Consider the following 26455-nt stretch of genomic DNA (forward strand, 5'->3'; position numbering starts at 1 on the left):
CTTCAGGTGCGCAGTTCCGGCGGCACGTATTCGAAGGTCAGTCCGGCTGTCATGCCGTCACCGTCGGGCATCCGCACAAGCCTCTGCGCCTGGGCGCGAAGCTGGTACATCACGTCGACCGAGTCCTTGAGCTGGCTCGGGTCTCCGTTGAAGGCCTGTTCCAGCAGGTACAGCAGGAGGCAATAGGTCTGGTCGAACTGCTGCTGGGCCGCCCGGATCGGGCTGATCTCCGGATGGTCTGCGGAGCGGGGATCGCGCCGCATCGGCTGCACCGCGTCGAAGTCCACCGCGATCGCCTCGCCGGTGGGACCCGACTGCGGCGTGTCTCCGGCCTGGTAGCGGCGGCCGAAGCGGAGCTCCTGGAAGCGGTAGAAGTGCGCGACCTCGTCACGCTCGGGATGGAAGACGTCGACGTCGCCGTCCCACACATCGGTGCGTGCGGCACCCTCGCCCTGCTCGATGATCTCGGCCAGAGCGGCCAGGGCTGACTTCAGATCGTCGCCCGCGATGACCTGGCCGCCACCGCCCGCCAGATGCATCTCGCCGATCTGCCGCCGGGGGTCGCCGCAGAAGACGGCTTCTTCGCCCAGTTCGTCGCACAGGGAGCGCAAGCCAGCGTCGATGGCGGCGTAGAACTGCCCGATCGTCCGGTACCGGTCGGACTGGGGCGGTGCGTCAGCCGAGGCGGGCTGCTCGATCCGCAGGAACAGGTCGAGGGCTTCGGGGCCGAAGGGAAGCAGGTGGATCGCCACAGACTCGTCACCGTGCGGCAGCGGATGGGGGTAGGGCGGCAACATCTCCGGGGTGTCGATCGCCGGCGCGCCGCCCACGGCGTTGAGCAGGTTCGCAGCCAGCGCCAGGTGCAGCATCTCCTCCGTGAGCACGGTCCCGATCACCTGCGCGGCCTCGCCATTGCGGCCGGGGTGCAGCGAGTACAGCGCGCACATGTAGGGCGGGATGGTCGCGTGCTCCAGCTCGATCGCCCACTGCAGGTGACGACGCAGATCGTCCAGCGTGCCGATGGCGTGGGCGTCCCTGTTCTCCATGGTGGTACCTCGGTTCGGCGGGTCGGTTCACACCAACTGAGACCGGGACCGGCCCCGGTTTGTGACAGCCGCCCGCTGACGTGATCCACACCAGAACAGCAACGCCTTGTCTGACGCTCCGGCCACCTACATCGTGTTCATGGTGTGCGCAGCGGGCTGCCTGGCTGGTCCCACCGGTCGCCGGACCTGACCGCCGAAGCGCTGGAGGACCCGACACGAGGGCGACGGAGCAGCTTGATCCGCTCCTGGTCGGTCATGCCGCCCCAGAACCCGTGTTCCTCACCGTTCGCCAGGGCGAACCGGGCGCAGTCGGTGCGCACGGGGCAGCCGTCGCAGATCTCGCGAGCGTGATCCTCTCGCCTTCTCCGTGCTTCGCCGCGCTCGCCCGTCGGCGAGTAGAACTGTGAGCTGTTCATGTCGCGGCATGCCGCAGACTCCTGCCATTTCCACAGGGCGGCGATGGGCCGTGGCCCTGTTCCGTTCATCGTCGTCAGCTCCTCATCTGCATCCGACGGTGTTGACCGGAAACCCTGCGCTTTTGTGACAGTGGGCCGACAGCCGGGATGTACCAACGACATGGCGCTAGTAGTCTCCTGGTGGAGACATGATGACAAGCAGCCGAGCGCCGGAACTCCTGGTCGGGCGGCGTACCGAGTGCGAAGCCCTCGACGGCGTCCTGGCCGGGGTCCGGGGCGGTCGAAGCGCGGCGCTCCTGGTACACGGTGAGGCCGGCATCGGCAAGACGGCGCTGCTGGAGTACACGCTGCGGAACGCCACCGGCTGGCAGGTCGGCCGGGTCACCGGCGTCGAGTCCGAGATGGAGATCGCCTTCGGCGGGCTGCACCAGCTGTGCGCGCCGTTCCTGGAGCGCGCCGACCGGCTGCCCGGCCCTCAGCGCGACGCGCTCGGGACGGTGTTCGGCATGAACGCCGCGCCGCCGCCGGACCGTTTCCTGGTCGGGCTGGCGACGCTGGGCCTGCTCGCCGAGGCGGCCGCCGAAGGGCCGCTCGTCTGTCTCGTCGACGACGCCCAGTGGCTGGACGAGGTGTCGGCACAGATCCTGGTCTTCGTCGCGCGCCGCCTGCTCGCCGAGCAGGTGGCACTGGTGTTCGCGATGCGCGATACCGGTGCCGACCGCGGGTTGATGTCGCTGCCGCGGCTGGAGGTGGCGGGCCTGAACGGCCATGCCTCCGGTGAGCTCCTGGACTCGGCGGCCCGGGGACCGCTCGACGAACGGATCCGGGGCCGGATCCTGGCCGAGGCGCACGGCAACCCCCTCGCGCTCCTGGAGCTGCCGCGGACGATGACTGCGGCGGAGCTGGCCGGCGGGTTCGGCAGTCCCGACGACCGTCCGCTCGCCAGCCAGATGGAAGAGGGGTTTCTCCGCCGGATCCGGTCGCTGCCCGCCGCGACACAGCGCCTTCTGCTCATCGCGGCCGCCGAGCCGGTGGGCGACGTGCCGTTGGTGCGGCGAGCCGCGCAGAGCCTGGGCATCGCGGCGGACGACGCGATGGCCCCGGCGCAGGCCGCTGGGCTGCTCACCGCGGACACGTGGCTGCGGTTCCGGCACCCGCTGGTCCGGTCGGCGGCCTACCGCGCGGCGCCCCCACACGACCGTCAGACCGTGCACCGGGCGCTTTCGGAGGCGACCGACGCCGGGTCCGACCCGGACCGTCGAGCCTGGCACCTGGCCTGCGCGACCGTCGGAGTCGACGAGTCCGTCGCCTCTGGTCTGGAGCGTTCCGCAGACCGGGCGCGGGCTCGTGGCGGTGCCGCGGCCGCGGCGGCCTTCCTGGAGCGTGCCGCGCAGCTCACCGCCGACCCGGCCCGCCGCGGCGCCCGCTCACTGGCGGCGGCGCAGGCCAAGCATCAGGCCGGCGCCTTCAGCGAGGCGCTCACGCTGCTGGACGCCGCCGACCTCAATCCGCTCGACGAGCTCGCACGCGCGCAGTCGATCCTGTTGCGCGGCCGGGTCATGTTCGCCTCCCGCAGCGCCAGCGCAGGCCTTCCGGCCCTGCTCGACGCGGCGAAACTCCTCGAACCGCTCGACGCCGGCCTGGCTCGCGCGACCTACCGCGACGCGATCTACGCGGCGCTCACGGCGGGTCGGATGCCGGGCGACGAAGCCATCGAGAAGGTCGCCAGGGCCACGCTCACCATGGCGCCCAGCCCGGACGCGACACGAACGGGTCTGCTCCTGGAAGGTCTGGCACGAGTGACCACCGAGGGGTACGAGGCGGGTGTTCCGCTGCTGCGGGAGGCACTCGCTGCTTTAAGGGGTGTGGACCTCACCCGGGACGACGGGCTGGGCTGGCTCCCTCTCGCCTGCCGCATGGCGCACGACGCCTGGGAGTTCGACACCTGGTCCGTTCTCTCGGCCAGGCTGGTCGAGCTGGCACGTGGTACCGGTGCCCTGTCCGTTCTGCCGTCGGCTCTCCTGTTGCGGCTGTCGAACCGGGTCTACGCCGGGGATCTCACTGAGGCGTCCTCGCTGGTGGCCGAGGCCACGGCGATCGGTGAGGCCACCGGTAGCGGCTTCTTCGCCCACTACGGCGCGATGGTGCTCGAACCGTGGCGCGGCGCCGAGGCCGAGACGCACCGGGTGATCGACGTCATCACCCAGGACATGCTCCTGCGCGGGGAGGGAAAGGTGCTGACCGCGACCGGGTGGGCGGCGGCGGTGCTCCACAACAGCCTGGGACGTTACGAAGAGGCGTACACCGCCGCCCGTCGAGGTTCGCAGTACCCGCAGGAGCTGGGGCTGTCCATCGGGTCGACGGTCGAGCTGGTCGAGGCCGCGGTACGGACCGGCAGGCCGGCGGAAGCGGCCGCGGCGGCGGACAGGATCTGCGCGATGGCGCGGGCGAGCGGCACCGACTGGGCACTGGGCACCGCGGCGGGAGTGGCCGCCCAGGTGAGCGATGGGCCCGAGGCGGACGAGCTGTACCGGGAGGCGGTCGAGCGGCTTGAACGGGCTGGCGTAGCGATGGAGGCTGCCCGATTGCGACTGCTCCGAGGAGAGTGGCTGCGCCGCGCCGATCGCCGCGATGAGGCGCGCGAACAGCTGAGCCGCGCCCACGATCTGCTGATCCGGATCGGGGCCGAGGCGCTCGCCGAGCGTGCGCGCCGTGAATACGAGGCGACCGGGGCGACGGTTCGCAGGCGGATCGTCGAGACGCCCGCGCAGCTCACTCCTCAGGAGGCACAGATTGCCCGCCTTGTCCGTGACGGGCTGACCAACCCGGAGATCGGTGCGCGGCTGTTCCTCAGCCCGCGGACCGTCGAATGGCATCTGACCACCATCTTCGCGAAGCTGGGCGTCACATCCCGCAGACAGATCCGCACCGCTCTAAGCGAATGAGGCCGAGGTCGGCCCTTCAGCGATCGACGAGCACAGCCCGGAGTTTCCTGCGCGAGTCGATGCCGAGCTTGGTGAAAATCTTGCGCAGGTGCCATTCGACGGTCCGGGGGCTGATGAACAACTCGGCTCCGATCTCAGGGTTCGTCCTCCCCTCGCCGGCAAGGCGGGCGATCTGGGTTTCCTGCGCGGTGAGAGCGTCGCGCGCCTCCTCCGTACGCTTGCGCACCGACTCGCCGGTGGCCAGCAGCTCGCGACGAGCGCGCTCGGCGAATGCGTCCGCGCCGAAACGGTTCAGCATCTCGTATGCGGTGCGCAGCTGCTCGCGCGCGTCACGTCGCCGGTTCTCGCGGCGAAGCCATTCGCCGTACACCAGGTGGCTGCGCGCGAGATGGACGGCGACGCGGCTGCGTGCCAGCTGCTCGATGGACTCGCGGTACAGCCGTTCGGCATCTGGGCCGGCACTGAGCAGGGCTCTTGACCGGGCCGACACGCCGAGCGCCCAACCCGTGCCGCTGGCGATCGCTCGTTCCTCCAGTTGGCCCAGGGCGGCCGCGGCCGGATCGACGGCATCGGCGCGGGTGCCCGCCTCGACCAGTTCGCCGAGGGCGAATCCGAACAGGCCCGGATCGTCGTGCTCGCACGCCTGTCGCGCGCTGGACAGTGCGTCCTGGTATTGGCCGGTGCCGTTGTACAGCACCGCGTTCACGTAGTGACGCCCGGCGATCGCGCGCCCCTCGTTCCAGCTGCTCGCCCACTGGGCGCCGGCCGCGGCCGCCGTCGGTGTCGCGGCGTCACCGCGCCAGGCCTTCAGCAGCAGTCCGGCGTAGCCGAGATGCGAATTCCCGGTGACCCTCAAGATCGAAGCGGATTCCTCGGCCAACGCCGCGGCCTCCTCGAACTCGCCGCTGTAGACGTGCACGACCGCGCGGCAGGTGAGGGCCAGCGGAAGGAAGTTGAGCGCGCCGGCCTGGCGTGCACCGCGCACCGCTTGGGCGGTCAGCTCGTGCCACGTCTCGTCATCCCACATATCCGCTGCCGCCAGCCAGGCCGGCCAGAACCAGCGCATGATGTCCTCGCTGTTCGCGGCCTCTTGCCGGATCCCCGACAGAGCTTGCTTCACCAACGGCGCACCCTGGACATAGCCCTCGGCGAACGAGGTCGCCAGACCGTCGAGAAGGGAGTCCACCAGGCGCGGCGGCTGTGGTCCCGGTGGAGCGGAGCGGGCCGCCACGGCCACCTTCTGAAGCGCACCGGCTTCGCCCAGCCGGCCGGCGGAAACCGCTGAACCGATCGCTTCGAGGTACGCCTCACGCGCTTGTCCGTCGTCGACACCGACCAACCGGTCCGCCGCGTCGAGCAACAACGGCATGGCCTCGCCTCCTCGTCTGCGCGCGTAGGCGATCCGGCCACGGAGCCGAGCCAGCAAGCCGTGCTGGAGCTCGTCCAACGGGCCCATCTGCGCGGCGGCCACGAGCTCCAGCGCCGTATCGGGGTCTCCGGCTTCGAAGGTGGCCCGGGCCGCAGCCACCGCTCTGGCCGCGCGTCCGGCGGGATCCGGCGTCAGTTCCGTCGCCTGCCTCAGAAACGCGGCCGCCGCCGCGACACCCCCGCGAGCTTGGGCTTGGTCGGCGCAGCGGTCCAGTTCCCCGGCCACGGCCTCGTCGGGTCCGGCAGCGGCGTGGGCGCGATGCCAGGCTCTGCGTTCCGCGTCGGATCCGGGATCAGTCGCCTCGGCGAGCGCACGGTGCACCTCCCGGCGTTCGATGGGGTCCGCCGCGCGATAAACCGCTGATCGCACCAACGGATGACGGAACCGCACCCGCGTGCCGAACTCGATCAGCCCTGCCGCCTCCGCTTCCGCTTCCGCCTGCCCGGTGTCCGCTCCGCCGGCAAGCAGTTCGGCCGCCCTTCTCAGCAACGCCACATCTCCTACGGGCTCGGCGGCCGCCGTCAGGAGCAGCCGTCGTGTCGCGTCCGAAAGCGACACGACCCGGCGCTGGAAGCTTTGCTCGATCTGGCTCGCCAGCAGGCGCGCGTCCGGACGCCCGAAGCCACCGGCCAGCTCCACCGCGGTCAGCCCTCGAGGCAGCTCCAGCAGGGCCAGCGGATTGCCGCGCGCCTCGGCGATGATGCGCTCGCGGACGCGCTCGTCGACTCTTCCGGGGACCACGGAATTCAGGAGCGCCCGCGCGTCGTCGTCGCGCAGACCCCCGATGGTCATCTCCCGCAGCCCGGCCAACGGATCCTCCCCCGGACCAAGCGCCTGCGCACGCACCGCGAACACCAATGCCACCCGTTCGGCGAGCAGCCGACGGGCGACGAAGGCCAGCGCCTGCGCGGACACCTGGTCAAGCCACTGGGCGTCGTCCACGACGCAGACGAGCGGCTCGTGCTCGGCCACCTCCGCCATCAGGCTGAGCACCGCCAACCCGACCATGAAGCGGTCCGGCGTACTCCCCGGGCTCACCCCGAACGCGACCGCCAACGCCGCGCGCTGTGCGACCGGAAGCCGGTCGGCATGCTCCATCATCGGCGCACACAACTGGTGCAACCCGGCGAACGCCAGCTCCATCTGGGATTCGACGCCGGCAGCCCGCGCGATCCGGCAGCCCGCCGCGCTATCGACCAGGTGTTCCACCAGCACGGACTTACCGATTCCGGCCTCGCCGCGCAGGACGAGCACTTGGCTTCGGCCCGCCTTCACCTCGGCCGGCAACCGATCCAGCGCCGCGCACTCGTCACGCCTGCCCCGCAGGCTGCGCCGAGGATCGCTGATGGACATCCTCACCACCGTGCGAGCGTCCGGGCCCGACGCCGGTGGGCGCGGGTCACGTCAATGATCCCACGGTGTGGGTTTGCCCGGGGTTTCGACTGGCGCGAACCCGCCCCGGGCGGAGCGAACGTTGTCGTGTCACTGGCGTTGGTCCAGGTCCAAGTCCAGGTCCAGGTCCACAGAGAACAGGAAGATCGCGATGTACACGTCAGACGTCAACGTCCGCGGATCGGCCGAGGGGATAGAGGACTTCCAGAACGTCCGGCCCCGCCTTTTCCGGATCGCGTATCGAATGCTGGGTCGGGTGCCCGACGCCGAGGACATCGTCCAGGACGTCTGGGTGCGCTGGCAGGGAACGGACCGGGCGCGGGTGAATGATCGCGTCGCATTCCTGGTCAAGACGACGACGAACGCCGCTCTCAACGTCGCCACCTCAGCCCGATTCCGTCGGGAGATCACGGTCGGCCGCCCGATGACGGAATGGGTTCCCACCCACGAAGACCCGACGCTGAGGGCCGAACGCTTGGACGAAGTCGAGATCGCCGTCCGGCTTCTGGTCCAGCGGCTCTCGCCGATCGAACGTGCCGTCTTCGTACTCCGGGAAGCGTTCGGCTACCGATTCGGCGAGATCGCGGAAGTTCTCGCGATCAGCAACGCCAACGCGCGGCAACTGGCTCGCAGGGCCCGTGTCCGACTCGCCGAACGGGGGCGCGACCCGGCGCTGGCGCCGGCGGTGGACTCCAGTCGCCTGCTGAAAGCCTTCCTCGCCGCCGCGCAGGACGGTGCCGTGGCCGACCTCGAGCGCGTCCTGATCGAAGACGTCATCGCTCACTACGAACGCACAGTGAGCCATCCCGTTTCAGCCTGCCGTCACCCGCATGCCTCAAGCAGAGCGCGGCCTGCGCCGTCCTCCCCCGGATCCTTGTCACAGATCGCGGGGTTGTCCGGTCTCAGTTGATGACCGACGCCCCGGACCCACCGGGGCACCGACGGAAAGGCTCCATCATGAAGATCGTGGTCATCGGCGGCACCGGCCTCATCGGGTCGAAGCTCGTGGCGAACCTGCGCGAACACGGCCACGAGGCCGTCCCCGCGGCGCCGAACACCGGGGTCGACACCCTCACCGGCGAAGGCCTGGACGCGGCGCTGGCCGGCGCCGACGTGGTCGTGGACGTCTCCAACTCCCCCTCCTTCGCAGACGACCCGGTGATGGACTTCTTCCGCACCTCCACCACCAACATCCTCGCCGCGGAGGAGAAGGCCGGGGTGGGCCACCACGTGGCGCTGTCCGTGGTCGGCACCGACCGGCTGACCGACAGCGGGTACTTCCGGGCGAAGGAGGTGCAGGAGAAGCTCATCAAGGACTCCGGCCGGCCGTACTCGATCGTGCACGCCACGCAGTTCTTCGAGTTCGTCGGCGGCATCGCCGACGAGGCCACGCACGGGGACGAGGTGCACGTGTCCGACGCCCTCATCCAGCCCATGGCCTCCCAGGACGTGGCCGACGGCGTCGCCCGGGTCGCGGTCGGCACCCCGGTGAACGGCACCGTCGAGATCGGCGGCCCCGAGCGGTTCGGGGTGGACGAGTTCGTCCGCACGGCTCTGGCCTTCCGCGGCGACCCGCGCACGATCGTGACCCACCCGGAGGCGCGCTACTGGGGCGTCCTGTTGGAGAAGGACACGCTGCTGCCCGGCCCGGACGCGCAGCTGGGTGCGACGCGCCTGGAGGAGTGGCTTCCGCTGAACCCGCCCCCGGCGAAGTAGCCGGCCCAGCCCCCGCAGACGAACCGAAACCAGGAGATCAACGCAATGAAGATCGCAGTCATCGGCGGCACCGGCCTCATCGGGTCGCAGGTCGTGAAGATCCTGAACGACGACGGGCACGAGGCTGTCCCGCATTCGCAGTCCTCCGGTGTGAACCTGGTGACCGGGCGGGGCCTGCCCGATGCGTTGGCCGGGGCCGACGTCGTGGTCAACCTGACGAACTCGCCCACCTTCGACGAGGACTCGCCGACATTCTTCGAGGAGTCCATGGACAACCTGCTCGCGGCTGCCGAGATGGCCGGTGTCGGGCACGCGGTCGTCCTGTCGATCCTGGGCGCCGAACTGGTGCCGGATCTGGCCTACTACCGTGCCAAGGTGCTGCAGGAGGCCATGCTCAAGGTGGGCCCCGTGCCGTACTCGATCGTCCGGGCCACGCAGTTCTTCGAGTTCATGGACGCGGCGATGTCCTGGACCTCGGACGAGACCGGCGTCCGTCTGCCCGCCACGCTCATCCAGCCGATGGCCGCCGCCGATGTGGCTCAGGCGGTGGCCGAGGTCAGCGTGGGCAGCCCGCTGATGGGCACCCGCAACATCGCCGGCCCGGACGTCTTCACGTTCGCCGAACTCGGCAGGATCACCCTGGCCGCGAACGACGATCCGCGTCCGGTCGTCGTCGACGACACCGCCGGCCTGTTCGCCGCCGCGTCGGGCAACGCCCTGATCGCCAAGGACGCAGACTACGCGGTCATCGCGAAGACCGCCTATCAGGACTGGCTCGCACGCTGACAGGCTTCTGACGGGCTTCTGACGGGCTTTCAACAGACCGCTGACCGGACAAGACCGAGCCCGCGCGACACGACTCGCGCGGGCCCGGTCATCGGCGTCAGCGGTGCCAGCCGCATAGCTTGTCCGGGTCGAGCACGATCCACAGCGCGGTGATTCCGGTGCCGCTCCCGTCGATACCCACCACCGCGACGGCCCGACCGGTACGGCGCAGTGCCAGCCCCGGCCGACCGTTGACAGCCTCGACGCTCAGCTCTGTCAGCTCTGTCAGCCCTGTGCCGCCCGACTCGCACAACAGCACCGCGGCGAGTCGCGCGACGTCCCGCGCGCCGTGGACCAATCCCGGTACGGCCGGCAGCAGCCCTCCGCTGTCGGTCACGGCTATGACATCGGCGTCCAGCGTGTCGCGAAGCGCGACAGTGTCCCGGTTCCGGCAGGCTTCTGCGAAACCGTGTACGAGATCGTCATGCGGATCGCGCATAGTGACCCGGCGGCTCTGGCGACGGCTCGGACGGCTCGCCGCCGGTGACGAACGCCCGGCGCGGGTCCTGCACTGATGCCAGCGAGACGAAGTCGCGGCCGAACACCGCGGCGGTGAGCCAGATCGCGAACACGCGCACCTTCCGCTCCCAACTCGGTACCGCCAGGACGTGATACCCGCGGTGCATCAGCCACGCCGGGAAGCCCTTGATGACGATGCCACGGTACTGGAAGATCCCGCGTCCCAGGCCGAGGGTGGCGACCACGCCGAGGCTGTGGTGCACGTAGGGCCGCACTGTGCGTCCGCGCAGGTCGGCGGTGATGTTCTTGGCCAGCAGCTTCCCCTGGCGCACGGCGTGCTGGGCGTTGGGCACCGTCGTGGCTCCGGGCCGATGCGCGGCGAGGTCCGGGACGGCCGCGTCGTCGCCCGCGCCCCAGGCGTCCGGGACCGGCTCGTTCTCGGTGCCGACCCGCAGGTCGGACCGCACAACCAGCATCCCGCGCGCGTCGACGGGCAGATCGGTGTAACCGCGGACCATGGGATTCGCGGCATTGCCGACAGTCCACACGATCAGTTCGGAGTCGAACGCCTCACCGGTGGACAGGACCACATGCCCGTCGAGCGCGGAGACCAGCGTGGCGCCCAGGTGCACCCGCGCTCCACGCTTCTCCAACGAGCGCACCACCCACTGCCCGGGCCGGTCGGACACCTCGGGAAGGATCCGGTGTCCGGCCTCGACGAGGTGGAAGCTCAGCTCGGCGGGGTCCAGCTCCGGATAGGACCGGAGCAGCGCGTTCGCCAGCGACAGCAACTCGGCGAAGCCCTCGACCCCGGAGAAGCCGCCGCCGACGAAGGTGACGGTGAGCAGCTTGCGGCGCCGCGGCCCGCCAGGGAGCGTCGAGGCCCGGTCGAAGGCGGTCAGCAACCGGTCCCGTATCGCGACCGCCTCCTCGACGTGCTTCAGCCCGATCGCCTGTTCGGCCACGCCGGGGACGGCGAGCTTGCGGGTCACCGCGCCGGCCGTCACGGCGATGACGTCGTACCCCATCGCGAACTCGGGGCCCTCGGCAGGCCGGACCGTCACCGTGCGCCGGGCATGGTCGATCGCGACGACCGAACCCGCGATGACCGTACTGCGGCGCAGATGCCGACGCAGCGACACCGCGGCATGGCGCGCCTCGACCGACCCGGCCAGCACCTCGGGGAGGAACGGCTGGTAGGTCATGTACGGCCGGGGATCGACCACGACGATCCGCGCCTCGTCCCGCCGAAGCTTCTTCTCCAGCCTCCAGGCCGTGTAGAAGCCCGCGTAGCCGCCGCCAACCACCAGAATCGTACGCACGCCGGTCCCGCCGTTCTCTCGGAGTCGCCAGCTATGACCGGGCAGCAGCCCGATTCGTGACGACGGCGGGTCAGGCCGGGGCGGGAACCTGCGCGTTCTTCTCCGGATTGAGCATCCAGAACAGCTGGTCGATGCCGTCCGCCGAGGCCTCGATGGCGAGCAGGCCGTACACGGACCCGCCGGCCATCAAGACGACGCAGGGCTGCCCGTTCATGGTCGCGAACTCCGTCTCGACGCCCTCCCAGAACCACGACATCGCAGCCAGGAACTTCGCCACCCACGACGCACCCACCACCGCCCGGCGCGCGATCTGATGCCGGCCGTTGCCGTCGGACAGGCTGGTCACATCGGCGGCGAAGAGCTTCTCCAGCGCGCCCATCTCGCCGGTGCGCGCGGCGGCGAGGAACTTGGTCAGCAACTCCCGCTGTGCCTCCGCGGGAACCGGGGTGCGGCGCTCGCCGGTCACGTGCTTGCGCGCCCGGCTCACCAGCTGACGCACCGCGGGCTCGGTCGACTGCACGATGTTCGCGATCTCCGCGTACGAGTAGCCGAACGCCTCCCGCAGGATGTACGCGGCCCGCTCGTTCGGCGTCAGCTTCTCCATCAGCACCAGCGCCGCGAACTCCAGCGCCTCGCCCCGCTCGGCACCGAGATACGGATCGGCGCTGGTGTCGACCGGCTCCGGCAGCCACGGTCCGACGTACGTCTCCCGCCGCACCCGCGCCGACTGCAGCTCGTTGATCGCCAGCCGGGTCATCGCCGTGGCCAGGAACGCCGCCGGATTGGCCACCTTGCCCCGATCGCACGTCTGCCAGCGCAGCCACACCTCCTGCACCAGGTCCTCGGCCTCGGCGGCGCTGCCGAGCATGCGGTACGCGATCCCGAACAGACGCGGCCGCACACTCTCGAACACGGTCACGGCCTGCTCAAGACTTGTGTTGTCATCGTCGGCGGCGGCCACCTCGACGTCCACGTGCGAATCGGTCACCATCGGCCTCTGTCTGATCGCGTCACTGCGTGCACCTTCTTTCATCCTGAGCCTAGGCCGCCGTCCGCACCAACTTCGGAGGGCCCTTGTCACAACAACGGGCGCTGTCCGGTCTCAGCTGGTGATCGACGTTCCGGACCAGCCGGGGGCAGCAGGAGTAGGCATGAAAAGCAACGAGCAGCAGATCGCGACATCCGTTCTCGTCATCGGCACCGGCGGCGCGGGCCTGCGCACTGCCATCGAGCTGGCGGAGCGCGGCATCGACGTGCTGGCGGTGGGCAAGCGGCCGAAGAACGACGCGCACACCAGCCTCGCCGCCGGCGGCATCAACGCCGCGCTGTCGACCATGGACCCCGAGGACTCGTGGCAGCAGCACGCCGCGGACACCCTGAAGGAGGGCTACCTGCTGGGGGATCCGGAGACGGTGCGGATCGTCACCGAGAACGCCGCCCGCGGCATCTCAGACCTCGAACGCTACGGCATGCCCTTCGCGCGCGAGGCCGACGGCCGCATCTCCCAACGGTTCTTCGGCGCCCACACCTATCGGCGCACCGCCTTCGCCGGCGACTACACCGGGCTGGAGATCCAGCGTGCGCTGATCCACCGCGCGGCGCAGCTCGACATCCCGATCCTGGACACGGTCTACATCACCCGGATCCTGGTACGGGACAACGTCGTGTTCGGCGCCTACGGCTTCGACCTGGAGGACGGCACGCGGTATGTGATCCACGCCGACGCCGTCGTCCTCGCCGCGGGCGGACACACCCGCATCTGGCGCAGAACCTCATCACGCCGGGACGAGAACACCGGTGACTCCTTCCGGCTCGCTCTGCTGGCCGGCGGCCGGATCCGCGACGCGGAGCTCGTGCAGTTCCACCCGTCAGGGCTCATCGCCCCGGAGAACGCCGCCGGCACGCTCGTCTCCGAAGCCGCGCGCGGCGAAGGCGGAGTGCTGCGCAACGCGCTCGGCGAGCGGTTCATGAAGCGCTACGACCCCGAGCGGATGGAACTGTCCACCCGCGACCGGGTGGCCCTGGCGGCCTACACCGAGATCAAAGAGGGGCGCGGAACCCCGGCCGGCGGCGTGTGGCTCGACGTCTCCCATCTGCCCCGGGAGACGATCATGCAACGGCTGCCCCGCGTCTACCAGACATTGCTCGAACTCCAGATGCTCGACATCACCCGCGAGCCGATCGAGATCGCACCCACCGCGCACTACTCGATGGGCGGCATCTGGGTCCGCCCCGAAGACCACGGCACCGGCGTCGAAGGCCTGTACGCCCTCGGCGAAGCCGCCAGCGGCCTGCACGGCGCGAACCGCCTCGGCGGCAACTCCCTGATCGAGCTGCTGGTCTACGGCCGCATCGTCGGCGAAGCCGCGGCAGGCTACTCGCGGAACCTGCACGCGCAACAGCGGTCGGCGGAGGCGACGGCACAGGCCCGCGCCGAGATCGACGACCTGCTCGCGGCTGACGGCCCGGAGAACGTCCGAGCCCTGCAACGCACCCTGCGCAACACGATGACCGAACACGCCGGCGTCGTCCGCGACGAGGAAGGCCTGCGCGGGGGCCTGGCGGAACTCGACGAACTCCAGACCCGCATGAAGGACGTCGGCGTCCACCCCGACATCGCCGGCTGCCAGGACCTCGCCCACGCCTTCGACCTCAAGTCCGCGGCCCTGGCCGCCCGCGCCACCCTCGAATCGGCCCTCGAGCGCCGCGAGACCCGCGGCTGCCACAACCGGTCCGACTACCCGCACCCGGACCCGTCACTTCGCGTGAACCTCGTCTGGTCCGGCCCCGGACAGGTCGAGCATGAGGAGATCGCCCCCGTCCCGGACGAGATCGCCGCGCTCATGCGCGACGTGTCCACCGAGGGGAAACTCGTTGAGTGAGCACAGTGGTCGCTCGTGTGGTCGTCATCGGCGGGGAAATGTGTCTCGGCTGGGCGGTGCGCCGAAGTGACGGTGGTATTCCCGGCTGAACTGAGACGGGCTGTCGTATCCCACGAGGTATCCGATGTTTGCGATGTCCTGCGGGTTGGCCGCCAGCAGGAGTCTTCTTCTTGGAGTCTGATCTTCTTCTGGAACTGGATGGGGGTGGTTCCGGCCACGGCCTGGAAGTTCCTGTGGAAGGCGGAGGCGCTCATTCCGACCAGTGCTGCGAGGTCCTCCACCTGGAACGGGTCCTTGTAGTTCTCCCGGATCCATCGCAGGGCTTTGGCGATCGGGGCGAGTCTGGTGTCGGTGAGGCCTATGCGGCGGACGGTCGCACCGTGCTCGCTGGTGATCAGGCGCCACAGGATCTCGCGTTTGACCAGTGGGGCGAGCACCTCCCTGTCGCGCGGCTGGTCGAGGAGGCGGACCAGTCGGATCGCGGCGTCCAGGAGGGTGTCGGAGGCGTCGCTGAAGGCGACGGCGGGTGGTGGGACGGGCTCGGTCTGCGCGAAGGGGTGGGACGCGGCCCGCATGAGTAGATCGGCGACGTCCGAGGAGTGCAGCAGCAGGCAGAGTCCGAGGGCCGGGCGCCGCGGGGTGGCGTCGATGAAATGGCCGGCTGTTCCACACCTGCTCAAGGCGGCCGCGCAGGGACCGCGCCGGGTTGCCGACGTGGTCAACGTCGGCTCGCTGGCCGGCCGCGGCGCCTTCGCCATGTCCGCGGTGTACTGCGCCACCAAGTTCGGCGTCGGCGCGTTCAGTGAGGCGCTGCGTCAGGAGTTGGCCCGCCAGCACGTCAGGGTTTCCGTGGTCGAGCCCGGCAGCGTCGACACCGAGCTGCGCACGCACAACTCCGACGCGGTCCAGCGGCAGCTCGCCGCGACCTTCGGCGAGATCGAGCGGCTGCAGAGCCAGGACGTCGCCGACACCGTCGGCTACATCGTCACGCGGCCCCGGCACGTGGCCGTCGCCGAGCTGCTCGTACGCCCGACCGAGCAGGTCTGAACGAAGCCGGACCGGCACCCACCCACACGGCACAGGAGCAGACCGCGCCGGTTCCGTGAGAACGGCGGCGCGGCCTGCCTTCCATGTCAATGTGTGTCAATGTGTCGAGATCAGCCGGTCAGCTGATCAGCCGATCAGCTGTGCGTCCACTTCTGATTGCTGCCGCCGTTGCACGTCCATACTTCCAGCAACGTGCCGTTGGCGGTGCCGGCCCCGGTGGCGTCCAGGCACAGGCCGGACTGGGCGCCGGTGATCGTGCCGTCCGCGTTGAGCGTCCACTTCTGGTTGGCGCCGCCGGTGCAGGGCCAGATGTCCACCTTGGTGCCCGTGCTGGTCCCCTGGCCGGAGGCGTCGAGGCAGTCGCTGCCGTAGACCCGTAGCTCGCCCGCGGAGGTGGCGGTCCACTGCTGGTTCGTGCCGCCGTTGCAGTCCCAGAGTTCCACCTGCGTGCCCTGCGTCTGCGAGGCGTTGGGGACGTCGACGCACCTGCCGGAGGCGGTGCCGATGATCTCGCCGCTGCTGCCGCCACCACCGCCGCTGCCAGGTGTGATCGACAGGTTGTCGAACTGCGCGGTCTCGCCTTGGCTGGTGGCGTAGCCGATCTGGCCGGCGCCCCAGGTGGTGTTGTTCGTGGTGCCGACTTGGGTGCCGTCGATCGATGCGGTGATGGTGCTGCCGGCGAAGGTCAGGGACAGGGTGTGCCAGCGGCCGGTGCCCAGTGCCGCGACGGTGCCGCTTGCCAGGGTGCTGACGGTGCCGCCGGTGTTCGAGCTCAGGATCGACCACGCGCCGGTGTCACTGACGCGCAGGTGGTACGCGTTCAGGCCACCGGCTCCGGTGTAAGACTGGGTGTTGGCACGGCCCATCAGCCCCGCATAGCCGGACTTCTCCAGCAGTACATCCGAGCTGACGGTGTAGTTGCTCCAGCTCACCTCACCCAGCAGGGCATGCGGGTCCGACAGCGTGTCCCAAGTGATCGGCGTCTGCGGGCTCACCTGCCGCACGCACTGGCCGCTGCGGCCACCGCCACAAGCCGCGACTTCGAACGAGCCCTGCCAGTCCATCAGGTACTTCGCTTCGCTGCCGGTGGCGTCACTGTCGAAAGTATCGCTGTACGGCAGGCTCATGGCCCCCTGTGCAGGGCCCGCAGCCGTGCCCTTGCCCTGGCCCGTCGTCGTTGTCAGGGAGTAGACATACCCGGGCTGCACCGTCAGGCTGAAGCTCCCGCCGGACGGCGTGATGTCCGTGCTGTGCACGAAGTAGTCAGCAGAGTTGTTCGAGTTCACGTTGGTCGCCCACACATGCACCTGGCCGGTGGACAGGCCTCCGTTGACGGTGAAGTTCAGAGTCTGCGCGCTTCCGGCGTCCATCGTCTCGATGATGGTGGAGTAGTCGCTGTTGTTCGGCGCCTTCAGCGACACATAGCTGCCGTTGTCGCGGTTGCCGCCGATGTAGCCGCTGGAGGAGTCCAGATACTTCCAGCCCGGTGCGGTGAACTGCGTGGTCTGCGCCATCACCCAGGCGTTCTTGCCGACCGAGTAGTAGCCGGACCACGGCTGCGGGGCGGACGCCACGCCCATCGTGGGATACGGCAGGTTCGGTGTGATCGCGGCGACGATCGGCCAGTTGAGGTACGCGGTCATCCGTCCGTCGATGTAGCCGCGGTTGATGCCGCGCGCCATCGCCTGCGCGCCGGCGTTGTAGTCGTCCGAACCGTTCTCGCTGGCCCACAGTTGTTTGCCGGACGAGCTCGCCGCCGACGGCACCGTACAGGTGGCCTGCGATGAGCGATACCCGCACGGGTAGTGCGCTCCGATGACGCCGACCGCGGAGGCGAAGGAAGAATCGGAGTCGACGTCGTTGGCCACCGACCAGTCCGAGTCCGCCCCGACGATCTCGACGCCGCTGTATCCGTTGGCGTTGAGCGCGCTGCGCAGCTGTTCGTACCAGGAGACGTTGTAATTGCGCTCGTTCCAGCCGCCGAGGTAGTCGATGCTCAGACCGTGCGACTTCGCGCAGCCGAGCCAGGAGACCAGGTAGTTCACCATGTCGGTGGACCAGAAGTTCCCATTGCCGATCCAGCCGGGCGCACCCCAGGCCAGCCCGTAGAGCTTGACGTTCGGATTGCGGGCCTTGGCCTGCTCGGCGAGCCAGAACTCGTAGCCGACGTCGCAGTTCACCACGCCGCGGCTGTGCTCGATGCTGGGCTCGGCGCCGGAGGTGGAGTTCGTGTCCCCGCCGATCTCGATCTTGAGCATCTGGGCCGCGGCGCCGTAGTCCGGCTTGAACATGTAGTCCAGGATCTGGCTGCGCTCGGGCTCCGGATAGTCGATCAGCAGTCTGCTGTTGCCGCCTCCGCCGCTGATCGCCCCGACGCCGTCGAAGGTGCGGCCGCCGGACGCGCCGTTGATGGTGATCGACGTGGCCGCGTGGGCCGGCGCGGCCACGACGGCGACCACGCCGCTCGCGGCCAGCGCGAGGCCGGCGAGCGCCGCCGTGGACCCGCGCAGGCGCTTGAGGATTCCGATGAGTCTTGACACGGTCGTCGCCTCTCTCAGCTCGCGGTGCAGGTCAGCGTCGGAGACCCGTTAGTACCCGAGTAGCCGGCCTGGAAGCCGAACGAGGTGTTCCCTCCCGCGGCGATCGAGCCGTTGTAGGCCGCGTTCGTGACCGCCACACTCGATTGCCCGCTGCCAGCCAGCACACCGTTCCAGACACTGGTGATCTGCTGGTTTCCGCCCCAGGTCCAGGCCACCTTCCAGCCGTTGGTGGGCGCCGTCCCGCTGTTCGTCACGGTCACGTTGGCCGTGAACCCGGTGCTCCACTGGTTGGTCACTGAGTACGCCGCCGTACATCCGCTGCCTCCTCCTCCCCCGCTCGATGCCGTCGTCGCGGTCACGCCGGAGGACGGGGCCGAGACGTTGCCGGCCGCGTCGTAGGCGGCGACGGTGTACGTGTACTGCGTCGAGGCGGACAGTCCGGTGTCGGTGAACGTGGTCCCGGCGGTCGTTCCGACCTGGACGCCGTTGCGGTACACCCGGTATCCGGCCACGCCGACGTTGTCCGTGGACGGCGACCAGGACAGCGAGGCTGCCGAGGACGTCGTCCCGGTGACCGCGAGGTTCGCCGGCACGGAGGGCGGCGTGGTGTCACCGCCGGATCCGGCGGTGGTCGCCGTCACCGAGAAGCTGTTGGTGCCCAGCCCCTGGCCGCCCTGCCAGATCTCGAAGCCGGCCTCGACGTCGAGCAGGTAGTTCGAGGGGTTGATGGAGCCGCGGGACACCGCGTCCTGGAACAGCGCCTTGAGATCGAGGTTGGACACGGAGGTCGCACCGGGATTCAGGACGTAGGAGATGATCTTCCACGAGGTCTGCTGCCCGGTCCACACGTTCCAGTTCAGGCCGGCGGCGTTCGACGTCCCGGTCTGCGAGCCGAACGGCTGCACCCCGCCGCGGCTGTTGAGCCAGATCATCACCTCGGTGCCGTCCGGCTGGCCGGTGGTGGTGGGCGTGGAGTTGAACCAGATGTCGTAGGAGACGTCATAGGCACCCGACGAGGGCTGCGTGGTGCTCCAGGAGGTGGTGGCACTGCCCAGCTTGCTCATCTGGATCGGGAAGCTGTTGTTGCTGGTGCACAAACCCCAGTGGCAGCCCTTGTAGATCGAGGGGTAGGTGGCCGGCGCGCCGCCGCTGAGGTTGAAGTTCGCGGTGCTCACCGTCCAACCGGTCCCACCGTTGTAGGTGATGCACTGCTGCGCGGTCGAGTTCCACTCGTTGGCCTGGATCATGTAGTCGCCGGCCGGGATCGTGCCGGTCCCGGAGCACGTGGTCGTGGCGGCCTGCGCGGCCGGCATGGCGGCCGCCGAGAGCGCCGCCGTGAAGGCGATCGCGAGAGCGGCCGCGAGGGCACGCAGCCTGAGAAGACGAGACACCCGGTTGCCATCCTTTCGAACATCCGCCGACGTACACACGCCTCGCCGGTGAAGCTGCCAAGGCCGGAGCCGGATCGCAAGCGATCGTCGAACCGGTTCGCAGGTGCCCGGGAAGGCGTCGCGTCGGACCGTGCAGGTCAGCACATGTCAGGGCGACAGACGCCCGGTCCGGCCGGTCGTGTGGTGGAGCCGAAACTTTCAGGAAACCCGACGTTTCCAGGCCACACTCCCTTCGTCGCACCTTGACACAGCGCACTGAACGATGCACCGTCTACGTCGGCGCACAGATTGTTAGCGCTAACATTCATCGCCCGCTTCCGGAGGCGCCCCATGGCTCGAAACAATCTGCGAACACGCCTGCGGCGGACGTGGCGCGCGACCGTGGCCGTCGCCGTATCGCTGACCGCCGCGCCACTTCTCGCCCTCGGGGCCGCGCAGCCCGCCCACGCACTGAACAATTCACTGGCGTTGACGCCGCAGATGGGGTTCAACGACTGGAACGCCTACGGCTGCAACGTGTCCGAGTCGCTGATCAAGTCCACGGCTCTGGCCATGCACAACGACGGCATGCAGGCCGCCGGCTACCAGTACGTCAACATCGACGACTGCTGGCTCACCCACAACCGGGACTCCTCCGGGCACCTCGTCCCGGACCCCGCCAAGTTCCCCGACGGGATCTCCGGCACCGCCGCCTATGTCCACTCCCTCGGTCTGAAGCTGGGCATCTACGAGGACGCCGGCACCATGACCTGCGCCGGCTACCCGGGGAGCCTGGGCCACGAGACCACCGACGCGAACTCGTTCGCCTCCTGGGGCGTGGACTACCTGAAGTACGACAACTGCTACTCCGACGGCGTCAACCAGACCAGCAACGGCGGCCCCAGCGCCCAGAGCCGCTACACCACGATGCGCGACGCGCTGGCCGCGACCGGCCGGCCGATTCTTTTCAGCCTGTGCGACTGGGGCTTCCAGAACCCGTGGACCTGGGGTGCCGGCGTCGGGAACTCCTGGCGCACCACCGGCGACATCAACGCCAGTTTCGGCAGCATGCTGTCCATCTTCCACAGCAACGTCGGCCTGGCCTCCTCCGCCGGCCCCGGCGCCTGGAACGACCCGGACATGCTGGAGATCGGCAACGGCATGTCCGCCACCGAGGACCGCAGCGAGTTCAGTCTGTGGGCGGAGATGGCCGCTCCCCTGATCTCCGGGACCAACGTCGCCAACGCCAGCTCCACGACCCTGGCCACCCTCACCAACTCGCGGGTGATCGCCGTCGACCAGGACTCACTCGGCAAGCAGGGCACTGAGGTCTCCTCCTCCGGCGGCCTGGACGTGCTGGCCAAGCCGCTGGCCAACGGCGACGTCTCGGTCGCGCTGTTCAACGAGAACAGCACCACCGCCACCATCTCCACCACGGCCGCGGCGATCGGCAAGACCGGCGCGAGCAGCTACACCCTGACCGACCTGTGGAGCGGCGCGACGTCGACGACCACGAACACGATCAGCGCCGCGGTCCCCGGGCACGGAACGGTCATGGTCCGGGTCGCCGGCGGCACCAGCGGCGGAGGCGGCGGATCGAGCCCCGGCGAGGTGCACGCCGTCGGCGCCGGCAAGTGCCTGGACGTGCCGAACAGTTCCACCACCGGCGGCACCCAGCTGGACATCAGCGACTGCTCCGGCGGCGCGAACGAGACCTTCACCCACAGCGGCTCCAACCAGCTGACGGTCTACACCGGAAGCGGCCAGCTGTGCCTGGACGCCGACAACAAGGGCACCACCAACGGCACCAAGGTCATCATCTGGTCCTGCAACGGCCAGACCAACCAGCAATGGACGGTCAACTCCAACGGCACCATCACCGGCGTGCAGTCCGGGCTCTGCCTGGACGTCACGGGAGCGGCCACCGCCGACGGGACACCGGTGGAGCTGTGGACGTGCAACGGCCAGACGAACCAGCAGTGGACGCTCAGCTGAGCTTGGTGGGGGGTGCGAAGGAGTACACGATGCCGGTCAGGCGTTCCGATTCCTGCCAAAGGCGGTGCTGGGTCTCGGTGTCATGGGACAAGTCGGTAGAGGCCAGTACTTTCGGGTGGCCTTTGAACTCGTTCCAGCCGTCCGGGCCGTAGTACTGGCCGCCATGCGCGTCAGGGTCCGTGGCTGCCCGCAGGATCGGCAGGGCACCTTTTTCGGCGCTGTGGGTGATCAGCAGGGCCGGCCCCCAGAAGCGGCCACGGAAGAGTACCGGCATGGTGCGGTTGAGTTCGCTGCGCTCGACGATCCGTAGGACCGGCCGCGCGTCCCGCGGCACGGCAGCGCGTTCGCCCGTGAGATGGTTGCTGTCATGACAGTTGGCGCGACTCCGAGCGGCGAAGTTGTCCTCGAGACGAGCCGCCTGCTGCTCAGACCTTGGCGGGTGGCCGAGGCTGTCGTCCAGCGTGAGCTGTGGACCGAACGTGATCCACGGGTGCCGCCGCACCGCCGCATTGACGCGGGCGGACATCCCACAATCGCGGAGCTCGAGGATGCAATCCGCACCAACCAGATTCGGTCGATCGGGTTGCTGGCGGTCGAGCGGAAGGGCTCTGGTGACGTCATCGGTTACTGCGGGCTGGCCGACAGCGGGCGTGGAGCGGCAGGGGAACCGGAACTGGCATTCGAACTGCTACGACGGGTCTGGTGTCAGGGATACGCGACCGAGGCCTCGTTGGCGGTGCTGGAATGGGCGAGAACGTCTGGCTACGAACGGCTGTGGGCCACGGTCTGGGACTGGAACACCGCTTCTCGCCGCGTGCTGGCCAAGCTCGGGTTCACCGAGACCGAGCGGAAAGAAGTGGACCCGGTGCATGGGACCACCCTGTTCACCACGAGACGGCTCTGATCCATCAGTAGGCGGACACCCAATAGTTGTTCACCTGGAAGTTCATGCCGCCGCTGGAGGAGGTGATCTCCCAGCCGAACTGGACGTTCCCCAGGGTGACGTCGCCGATCCAGTGCTCGGAGTTCTCCAGCCACTTCAGCACGGCGAGGATGTCGACCGTTCCGGAGGTGGCGTAGCCGGTGTTGAGGAACGAGTAGACGTTGTTGGAGCCGTTCCAGCCCTTGTAGACGTTGAAGTCGTACCCACCTACCGAGACGTTGGTGACGTAGGAGCCGATCGGGCCGATCGCGCCGGTCTTGTTCAGCCACACCATGATCTCGTCGGCGTTCGAGGAGTCCCAGATGTCGTACGCGCTCTCGAAGGCCCCGGAGGACGGCACCGAGACCGAGTAGCCGGACGTCACGGAGTTCAGCGAGTTGATCGGCGTGCCGACCCACTTGCTGACGTTGGGATAGGACTTGATGCCGCCGGTGTTCGGCTGGTTCGACCACACGCCCCAGTTGCTCGCGGAGTTGGCCCAGATCGTCTGCGGCCCGGCACCGCTGCCCCACACGTCGTTGTAGAGGGTGTAGCCGTTGTTGCTCCACGACGCCCACTGGTCCGACGAGGACCAGACGGCCGCCTGCGCCGGCCCGGCCGCCAGCGCGACGGTCGCCGCGGCGGCGGGGACCGCGGTCAGGACGAGCACGCTGCGGCGCTTGAACAGGGGGAGGAGTTTTGCCATGGCGAAGCCTCCGGTCCGGAAGTGGTGCGAACGAAAGTCGAAGCGCTTCGAATAATCAGCCTGCTACATCACTGAGTCAATACACTCACGAACCGTGGAGGGGTAAAGAATTCGTCATCGAACAGACATCCCGTTTTCGCGAAACCGCTCGAAGCGCTTCGACTAGCCTGCCGCTTCGTCCTCGAAACCGGCCAGATGCTCGCGGAACCATTTCTCCGTGGCGCTGATGTGAAGGAGTGCTGCGGCCTGGGCCAACGCCGGGTCGGCCGCGGCGAGCGCGTCATAGATGGCCTGGTGTTCGGCGATGGTGCGGTCGGCGACGGCGTCGTCGACCAGTCCGCGCCAGATACGGGCGCGGACGGTGCGGCTGGATATGCCTTCCAGCAGGGAGGCCAGGGTCCGGTTGCCGGTCGCGGCGAACACGGCACGGTGGAACGCGGCGTCGTGCTCGTTGAGCAGCTCCACGTCGTCCTTGGCCGCACACATCGCCGCCAGATGGCGCTCCACCTCGCCGAGTTCGGCGGGGGTGATCCGGGCGGCGGCCACACCGGTGGCGACCGGTTCGAACAGCCGGCGCACCTCGGCCAGTTCCAGCTGGGTGTCGCCCTGCAGCAGTTCGACCGCCGCGCCGAGCCCTTCGAGCAGGACCGCCGGCTCCAGGCTGGTCACATACGTCCCATCACCTCGCCGGATCTCCAGCACCCGGGCCACCACCAGGGCCTTGACCGCCTCGCGGGTCAGGTTCCGGGACAGGCCCAGCTCCGAGGCGAGTTGCTGCTCGGGCGGGAGCCGGGAGCCGGGCGGCAGGTGGCCGGAGTGGATGAGCTCACGGATGCGGGCGATCGCCTTGTCGGACAGGGACATGGGCGGCAGCGTAACAGCGACATCCCATGTCTTCCGATCAAGGGCTGACCGGATGAAACTTTCATCGGCGGCGGAAGGCGGACCGCCCTTGAGAAGCGAGCCGCCCGGGACGGCACAGCGACGCGTTGACACGATTTCGCAGCGCGTGGACATTGCTTCCACCGACACCTACACCTGTGGGGGATCATGCTGTCCAAAACCGCGAAACTCCTGCTCGCCGCGGGTCTCACCGCGTCGGCCGTGGCCCTCGGCCCGGCGGCCACCGCCTCGGTCGCGACCGGCCCGGCCACCGCGGCCACCGCGACCACGCCGACGGCCCCGGCCACCGGCCACACCCTGCCCGCGAACACCCGCTTCGCCGTCAGCCCCGACAACGAGGCGGCCCAGCAGGCGCTGACCGATCTGCACCAGGGCGACCTGACCGGCGCCGCGGCCATGGCAAAGCTGGCCACCTGGCCCGAGGCGACGTGGTTCACCGGCGGTACGCCGGAGCAGGTGCGCGACCAGGTGCGGGCGACGATCCGGACCGCCGCGGCCGAGCGCGCCGTGCCGGTGCTGGTCGCCTACGACATCCCGCTGCGTGATTGCAGTCAGTACTCGGCCGGCGGTGCCGCGTCCGACGCCGCGTACCAGCAGTGGATATCAGCGTTCGCCCAAGGTGTCGGCTCCAGCCGGGCCGTGGTGATCGTGGAGCCGGACGCGCTGGCGAACCTGCCCTCGGACTGCGGCGCCGCCACCGACCCGACCGGGGCGCTGACCGCCGGGCGCGTCGCCGACATCAAGTACGCGGTGTCCGCGCTGGAGGCCAAGCCGCAGACGGTCGTCTACCTCGATGCGGGCAACAGCCAGTGGCACTCCGTCGGGGACATGGCCAGCCGGCTGATCCAGGCCGGCGTCGGCCAGGTCCAGGGCTTCTTCCTGAACGTGTCCAACTACCAGCCCACCGACCAGACCGACCAGTACGGCACCTGGATCTCCAAGTGCATATGGTTCGCCACCGACGGTCCGGCGTGGGCGGCCGGACACACCGACTACTGCGCCAGCCAGTACTACTCCTCGGCCGCGCCGAACGACGGCAAGCCCGGCGACGCGGTGTCCCCGACCGATCCGAGCACCTGGCACTGGACCGACGCCTGGTTCGACCAGAACGTCGGCACGCCCCCGGCCGCGCAGCTGGCCCACTTCGTCGTGGACACCAGCCGCAACGGCCAAGGTGCCTGGACGCCGGCGCCCGGCAAGTACTCCGGCGACCCCCAGGTCTGGTGCAATCCGCCGGGTCGCGGCATCGGCGCCGAGCCCACCGCCGCCACCGGCGTCGCGCTCGTCGACGCCTACCTGTACATCAAGACGATCGGCGAGTCCGACGGCAGCTGCACCCGCGGCACTGCCGGACCCGGCGACCCCGAGTACGGCGGCGCGGTGGACCCGGCGGCCGGCGCCTGGTGGCCGGCCCAGGCGCTCACCCTCGCCGAGAACGCGGTGCCCGCCCTGACGTTCAATCCTCGTCTGTTCCGCTGAGCCACGGCGGCGCGGCCGGCGGGCTCAAGAACGCCGGTCGCGCCGACGGCCGCGGCGCGGGACCGGTGCTGCTCCGCAGCGAGATGGGCGGGGTGAACATGCGGTGCCGGGCGGCCGCGTCCGGATCGGCGATGCGGTCGATGAGAAGCGCCATCGCGACGGCGCCGATCTCCAGCGACGGGACGTCGGCGGCGGTGAGCGGCGGGCGGAACTCCTCAGCCCACTGATCCGCCGCGACCCCGGCGATGGAGAAGGTCCTCGGGACCTCCTGGCCTGCCCGCTCCAGCGCGCGCTGGACGCCGGACAGCGCCGCCTCGTTGACGGTGACGATCGCGGTCGTCGCGGGGCGCGCGGCCAGGATCTCCGCCACACAGCGCTCGCCCCCGGCGGCGTCGTCCTCGCAGCAGAACTCCGACCCGGTCAGCTCACGCCGGCCGACCGCCTCGGCGAACCCTTCCTGCGCCCGGAGGGCGGGACCGTAGCCGGAGGACACCAGCGCGGACGAGCGGTTGATTAGCGCGATGTGGCGGTGGCCGAGGTCGGCGAGGTGGTCGACGCACTGGCCGACCAGCGTCGCGTAGTCCACGTCGACCCACCACGTCCCGTCCGGGTCCGCGATCCGGCCGATGGTCACGAACGGTATCCCGGTCTGTGCGAGCCGGACGACGCGCGGATCCTCCAGCCGGATCTCCATCAGGATCACCCCGTCCACTCGCCGTCCGCTGATCAAGCGCTCGAACGAGCCGTCCTGATCCCCGCCGGACGGGGACAGCAGGACGTCCAGGTCCGCACGCGCCGCGGCCTCCACGACGCTGGCGACGAAGTCCAGCTGCATGGACGTCATGCGCGCCCCGGCCGGCGGGATCACCAGGCCCACGGTGCGGGTCCGGCCCTCCTTCAGCGCACGCGCCGAGGCGTTCGGGCGGTAGTCCAGCTCGTCGATGACGTCCTGGATGCGCCGCCGGGTCTCCTCCGAGACCGGCCGCTTGCCGCTGAGCGCATACGACACGGTGCTGCGCGCCACCCCCGAGCGGCGCGCGATCTCTCCGATGTTCATGGGC

21 protein-coding genes and 1 pseudogene are annotated in these 26455 nt (G+C 69.5%); 9 read left to right on the forward strand and 13 right to left on the reverse strand.

The annotated features are described in order from the left end of the window. Window positions 1-2 precede the first annotated feature (2 nt). A complete protein-coding gene (locus ABIA35_RS32155; RefSeq protein ID WP_370360408.1) occupies window positions 3-1046 on the reverse strand; it encodes a ferritin-like protein in 1044 nt (347 codons plus the stop codon). Window positions 1047-1183: 137 nt separating this feature from the next. Next, on the reverse strand, window positions 1184-1624 hold the full coding sequence (locus ABIA35_RS32160; protein WP_370360410.1) for a WhiB family transcriptional regulator: 441 nt from the start codon (window positions 1622-1624) through the stop codon (window positions 1184-1186). Between the two features lie 26 nt (window positions 1625-1650). On the opposite strand from ABIA35_RS32160, the gene ABIA35_RS32165 reads away from it, so the two are divergent. Then, window positions 1651-4407: an AAA family ATPase gene (locus ABIA35_RS32165; RefSeq protein WP_370360412.1), complete on the forward strand. Its 2757-nt coding sequence runs from the start codon at window positions 1651-1653 to the stop codon at window positions 4405-4407. Window positions 4408-4423: 16 nt separating this feature from the next. On the opposite strand, the gene ABIA35_RS32170 is transcribed toward ABIA35_RS32165, so the two are convergent. Beyond that, complete coding sequence (locus tag ABIA35_RS32170) at window positions 4424-7189, reverse strand: AAA family ATPase (protein WP_370360413.1); 2766 nt, start codon at window positions 7187-7189, stop codon at window positions 4424-4426. A gap of 190 nt (window positions 7190-7379) precedes the next feature. On the opposite strand from ABIA35_RS32170, the gene ABIA35_RS32175 reads away from it, so the two are divergent. The 3 genes from ABIA35_RS32175 to ABIA35_RS32185 are packed head-to-tail and all read left to right on the forward strand — an operon-like array spanning window position 7380 to window position 9730. Then, a complete protein-coding gene (locus tag ABIA35_RS32175) occupies window positions 7380-8138 on the forward strand; it encodes a sigma-70 family RNA polymerase sigma factor (protein ID WP_370360414.1) in 759 nt (252 codons plus the stop codon). Between the two features lie 47 nt (window positions 8139-8185). Next, entirely contained in the window at window positions 8186-8944 is a 759-nt protein-coding gene (locus tag ABIA35_RS32180; protein WP_370360415.1) for an SDR family oxidoreductase, read from the forward strand. A 45-nt stretch (window positions 8945-8989) separates the two neighbouring features. Beyond that, window positions 8990-9730: an SDR family oxidoreductase gene (locus ABIA35_RS32185; RefSeq protein ID WP_370360416.1), complete on the forward strand. Its 741-nt coding sequence runs from the start codon at window positions 8990-8992 to the stop codon at window positions 9728-9730. 97 nt (window positions 9731-9827) lie between these two features. On the opposite strand, the gene ABIA35_RS32190 is transcribed toward ABIA35_RS32185, so the two are convergent. The 3 genes from ABIA35_RS32190 to ABIA35_RS32200 form a co-directional block, all read right to left on the reverse strand. Then, window positions 9828-10106, reverse strand: coding sequence for a hypothetical protein (locus tag ABIA35_RS32190; RefSeq protein ID WP_370360418.1), 279 nt, complete (start codon window positions 10104-10106; stop codon window positions 9828-9830). An 85-nt stretch (window positions 10107-10191) separates the two neighbouring features. Next, window positions 10192-11550, reverse strand: a complete 1359-nt coding sequence (locus tag ABIA35_RS32195) for an NAD(P)/FAD-dependent oxidoreductase (protein ID WP_370360419.1) — start codon at window positions 11548-11550, stop codon at window positions 10192-10194. Between the two features lie 70 nt (window positions 11551-11620). Continuing rightward, the gene (locus ABIA35_RS32200; protein ID WP_370360420.1) at window positions 11621-12541 is read right to left on the reverse strand and encodes an RNA polymerase sigma-70 factor; all 921 of its coding nucleotides are present in this window, start codon (window positions 12539-12541) and stop codon (window positions 11621-11623) included. A 160-nt stretch (window positions 12542-12701) separates the two neighbouring features. Between ABIA35_RS32200 and ABIA35_RS32205 the strand changes: the two genes are divergently transcribed. Further along, complete coding sequence (locus ABIA35_RS32205; protein WP_370360421.1) at window positions 12702-14432, forward strand: L-aspartate oxidase; 1731 nt, start codon at window positions 12702-12704, stop codon at window positions 14430-14432. 245 nt (window positions 14433-14677) lie between these two features. Here the strand turns inward: ABIA35_RS32205 and ABIA35_RS32210 are convergent. Beyond that, window positions 14678-15190: pseudogene (locus ABIA35_RS32210) on the reverse strand (AraC family transcriptional regulator N-terminal domain-containing protein); the annotation flags it as partial. On the opposite strand from ABIA35_RS32210, the gene ABIA35_RS32215 reads away from it, so the two are divergent. After that, the gene (locus ABIA35_RS32215) at window positions 15081-15479 is read left to right on the forward strand and encodes an SDR family NAD(P)-dependent oxidoreductase (protein WP_370360422.1); all 399 of its coding nucleotides are present in this window, start codon (window positions 15081-15083) and stop codon (window positions 15477-15479) included. The pseudogene ABIA35_RS32210 and the gene ABIA35_RS32215 sit on opposite strands and share 110 nt — an antisense overlap. A 134-nt stretch (window positions 15480-15613) precedes the next feature. Here ABIA35_RS32215 and ABIA35_RS32220 read toward each other — a convergent pair whose 3' ends face one another. Together ABIA35_RS32220 and ABIA35_RS32225 are read right to left on the reverse strand one after the other, a co-directional pair. Then, window positions 15614-18019, reverse strand: a complete 2406-nt coding sequence (locus tag ABIA35_RS32220; RefSeq protein ID WP_370360423.1) for a ricin-type beta-trefoil lectin domain protein — start codon at window positions 18017-18019, stop codon at window positions 15614-15616. Window positions 18020-18033: 14 nt separating this feature from the next. Further along, window positions 18034-19410 carry a cellulose binding domain-containing protein gene (locus ABIA35_RS32225; protein ID WP_370360424.1) on the reverse strand — a complete coding sequence of 459 codons (1377 nt, stop codon included), beginning with the start codon at window positions 19408-19410 and terminating at the stop codon, window positions 18034-18036. Between the two features lie 330 nt (window positions 19411-19740). Here ABIA35_RS32225 and ABIA35_RS32230 point away from each other — a divergent pair, with 330 nt between their 5' ends. Further along, window positions 19741-21384: an RICIN domain-containing protein gene (locus ABIA35_RS32230; RefSeq protein ID WP_370360425.1), complete on the forward strand. Its 1644-nt coding sequence runs from the start codon at window positions 19741-19743 to the stop codon at window positions 21382-21384. On the opposite strand, the gene ABIA35_RS32235 is transcribed toward ABIA35_RS32230, so the two are convergent. Next, entirely contained in the window at window positions 21377-21910 is a 534-nt protein-coding gene (locus ABIA35_RS32235) for a hypothetical protein (protein WP_370360543.1), read from the reverse strand. The genes ABIA35_RS32230 and ABIA35_RS32235 overlap by 8 nt on opposite strands. On the opposite strand from ABIA35_RS32235, the gene ABIA35_RS32240 reads away from it, so the two are divergent. Then, on the forward strand, window positions 21824-22288 hold the full coding sequence (locus tag ABIA35_RS32240; RefSeq protein ID WP_370360538.1) for a GNAT family N-acetyltransferase: 465 nt from the start codon (window positions 21824-21826) through the stop codon (window positions 22286-22288). The genes ABIA35_RS32235 and ABIA35_RS32240 overlap by 87 nt on opposite strands. Window positions 22289-22292: 4 nt before the next feature. Here ABIA35_RS32240 and ABIA35_RS32245 read toward each other — a convergent pair whose 3' ends face one another. Both ABIA35_RS32245 and ABIA35_RS32250 read right to left on the reverse strand, forming a co-directional pair. Beyond that, entirely contained in the window at window positions 22293-23012 is a 720-nt protein-coding gene (locus ABIA35_RS32245; protein ID WP_370360426.1) for a hypothetical protein, read from the reverse strand. 162 nt (window positions 23013-23174) lie between these two features. Further along, window positions 23175-23876, reverse strand: coding sequence for a FadR/GntR family transcriptional regulator (locus ABIA35_RS32250; protein ID WP_370360427.1), 702 nt, complete (start codon window positions 23874-23876; stop codon window positions 23175-23177). Between the two features lie 186 nt (window positions 23877-24062). Between ABIA35_RS32250 and ABIA35_RS32255 the strand changes: the two genes are divergently transcribed. After that, window positions 24063-25394 carry a glycoside hydrolase family 6 protein gene (locus ABIA35_RS32255; RefSeq protein WP_370360428.1) on the forward strand — a complete coding sequence of 444 codons (1332 nt, stop codon included), beginning with the start codon at window positions 24063-24065 and terminating at the stop codon, window positions 25392-25394. Here ABIA35_RS32255 and ABIA35_RS32260 read toward each other — a convergent pair. Beyond that, a complete protein-coding gene (locus ABIA35_RS32260; protein WP_370360429.1) occupies window positions 25372-26451 on the reverse strand; it encodes a LacI family DNA-binding transcriptional regulator in 1080 nt (359 codons plus the stop codon). The two genes, ABIA35_RS32255 and ABIA35_RS32260, sit on opposite strands and share 23 nt — an antisense overlap. Window positions 26452-26455: the final 4 nt, after the last annotated feature.

The organism is Catenulispora sp. MAP12-49, assembly GCF_041262705.1.
GTDB lineage: Bacteria > Actinomycetota > Actinomycetes > Streptomycetales > Catenulisporaceae > Catenulispora.

Coding starts and splice junctions, on each gene's coding strand:
- ABIA35_RS32230 (WP_370360425.1), top strand. CDS start 19,741: ATGGCTCGAAACAATCTGCGAACACGCCTGCGGCGGACGTGGCGCGCG.
- ABIA35_RS32160 (WP_370360410.1), bottom strand. CDS start 1,624: ATGTCGTTGGTACATCCCGGCTGTCGGCCCACTGTCACAAAAGCGCAG.
- ABIA35_RS32185 (WP_370360416.1), top strand. CDS start 8,990: ATGAAGATCGCAGTCATCGGCGGCACCGGCCTCATCGGGTCGCAGGTC.
- ABIA35_RS32215 (WP_370360422.1), top strand. CDS start 15,081: ATGAAATGGCCGGCTGTTCCACACCTGCTCAAGGCGGCCGCGCAGGGA.
- ABIA35_RS32255 (WP_370360428.1), top strand. CDS start 24,063: ATGCTGTCCAAAACCGCGAAACTCCTGCTCGCCGCGGGTCTCACCGCG.
- ABIA35_RS32200 (WP_370360420.1), bottom strand. CDS start 12,541: ATGGTGACCGATTCGCACGTGGACGTCGAGGTGGCCGCCGCCGACGAT.
- ABIA35_RS32165 (WP_370360412.1), top strand. CDS start 1,651: ATGATGACAAGCAGCCGAGCGCCGGAACTCCTGGTCGGGCGGCGTACC.
- ABIA35_RS32250 (WP_370360427.1), bottom strand. CDS start 23,876: ATGTCCCTGTCCGACAAGGCGATCGCCCGCATCCGTGAGCTCATCCAC.
- ABIA35_RS32205 (WP_370360421.1), top strand. CDS start 12,702: ATGAAAAGCAACGAGCAGCAGATCGCGACATCCGTTCTCGTCATCGGC.
- ABIA35_RS32180 (WP_370360415.1), top strand. CDS start 8,186: ATGAAGATCGTGGTCATCGGCGGCACCGGCCTCATCGGGTCGAAGCTC.
- ABIA35_RS32170 (WP_370360413.1), bottom strand. CDS start 7,189: ATGTCCATCAGCGATCCTCGGCGCAGCCTGCGGGGCAGGCGTGACGAG.
- ABIA35_RS32155 (WP_370360408.1), bottom strand. CDS start 1,046: ATGGAGAACAGGGACGCCCACGCCATCGGCACGCTGGACGATCTGCGT.
- ABIA35_RS32260 (WP_370360429.1), bottom strand. CDS start 26,451: ATGAACATCGGAGAGATCGCGCGCCGCTCGGGGGTGGCGCGCAGCACC.
- ABIA35_RS32175 (WP_370360414.1), top strand. CDS start 7,380: ATGTACACGTCAGACGTCAACGTCCGCGGATCGGCCGAGGGGATAGAG.
- ABIA35_RS32245 (WP_370360426.1), bottom strand. CDS start 23,012: ATGGCAAAACTCCTCCCCCTGTTCAAGCGCCGCAGCGTGCTCGTCCTG.
- ABIA35_RS32235 (WP_370360543.1), bottom strand. CDS start 21,910: ATGTCCGCCCGCGTCAATGCGGCGGTGCGGCGGCACCCGTGGATCACG.